Origin of the sequence: Nitrosopumilus sp. b1 (assembly GCF_014078545.1) — an archaeon.
Lineage (GTDB): Archaea > Thermoproteota > Nitrososphaeria > Nitrososphaerales > Nitrosopumilaceae > PXYB01.
Genome location: NZ_MU078751.1, coordinates 1 through 1402, shown reverse-complemented (window position 1 = coordinate 1402; position 1402 = coordinate 1). Strand labels below are relative to the sequence as shown.

Here is a 1402-nt window from a genome sequence, read left to right as displayed (position 1 = left end):
CAGGGGTTCTTCCAATCTCTCGAACCAGATGACGAATTTGTTTTGGTTGTAATAGCTGACCGTGTTCTGCACCTGCTGATGTTGATATACTCTCATTGATTAAAGTACCACCAAAATCATTTGCTCCCCACATTAGTAAAAGCTGTGACATTTTTTGCCCTTCTTTTACCCAAGACATTTGAACATTATCGATGAAATTATTTAGCATGATTCTTGCAACTGCATGAGTTAGTAGAACATCTTTTGCACTACCGCCTTGTCTAATTCCTTCATGGAGATTATGTTTGTACATTGGTGCTTCATCAAAAATAAAGTTCAATGGAACAAATTCTGTAAAGCCTCCTGTCTCTTTTTGAATATCTCGTAATAATGAAATGTGTTTTACTCTATCTTCAGGAGTTTCAATATGTCCAAACATCATAGTAGATGTTGTGTTAATTCCCATCTTGTGTGCAGTTTTAATTACCTCAATCCAATCTTTCACAGTGATTCTTCCAGGTGAAATTTTATCTCTCATATCTTGGTCTAAAATTTCAGCTGATGTTCCAGGAAGTGTATCTACTCCTGCCTCTTTGAGTCGTTTAAGATATTCTGGAATTGAAATCTGTGATCTTGTTGCACCATACAATACTTCTTCAGGAGAGAATCCATGAATGTGCATATCTGGCATCTCTTTTTTGATTGATTGACAAATATTCTCATAGGTATTGGCCTCCATGTCGGGGGGCAATCCTGCTTGAATGCATACCTCAGTTGCACCTAGGCTGTATGCCTCTTTTGCTCGTCTTACAATCTCCTCAGTTGGAAGAAAATATCCTTCTTCTTCTCTAAAGTCTCTGCTAAATGCACAAAAACCACATTGCTTTATGCAGACATTTGTAAAATTGATATTTCTATTAACGACATAGGTTACTACATCTCCAACCCGTCGTCGTCGTAGCTCATCAGCTACTAGACCTACTAGATGAAAGTCTAATCCTTCTGTATTGTATAGCAATAATCCGTCTTCTGCAGAAATCTCTTTTTCAGATAATGCGCGATTTAGAACATCTGAAACAAGCGGGTCTGCATGTTTGAACAAAGAATCTACATGTTCAATGTTTAGTGTCATCTCCAATATTCCTCCTTTACAAAACCATCTTGATTTGATAGTAGTTGTATCTTTTCATTTAGATCCTCATTTAATGATGAAAAATACTCTGGATATACTGGAAATCTACATTTTAGCTCAAATCCAGCTTTTCTAGAGTTCTCATCTACCTCATTTATTGTGGGCCATGAAAATTCTGGGTTAACATAATCCGGTGTTAGTGGTGAAATACCGCCCCAATCATTTATGCCAACTGATAGAAAGCTCTGATATGATTCAGGTGACAAATTTGGTGGTATCTGTATGTTCATC

The 1402-nt window shown here is 37.0% G+C and carries 1 protein-coding gene and 1 pseudogene; both read right to left on the bottom strand.

Annotation, left to right across the window (positions count from 1 at the left end; genetic code table 11):
- A partial coding sequence (cofH, locus tag C6988_RS10325; RefSeq protein WP_182135301.1) for a 5-amino-6-(D-ribitylamino)uracil--L-tyrosine 4-hydroxyphenyl transferase CofH occupies window positions 1-1111 on the bottom strand: 1111 nt, incomplete at its 3' end.
- A pseudogene (locus C6988_RS10320) lies at window positions 1108-1402 on the bottom strand (7,8-didemethyl-8-hydroxy-5-deazariboflavin synthase subunit CofG); the annotation flags it as partial. The pseudogene C6988_RS10320 and the gene cofH, both read right to left, overlap by 4 nt.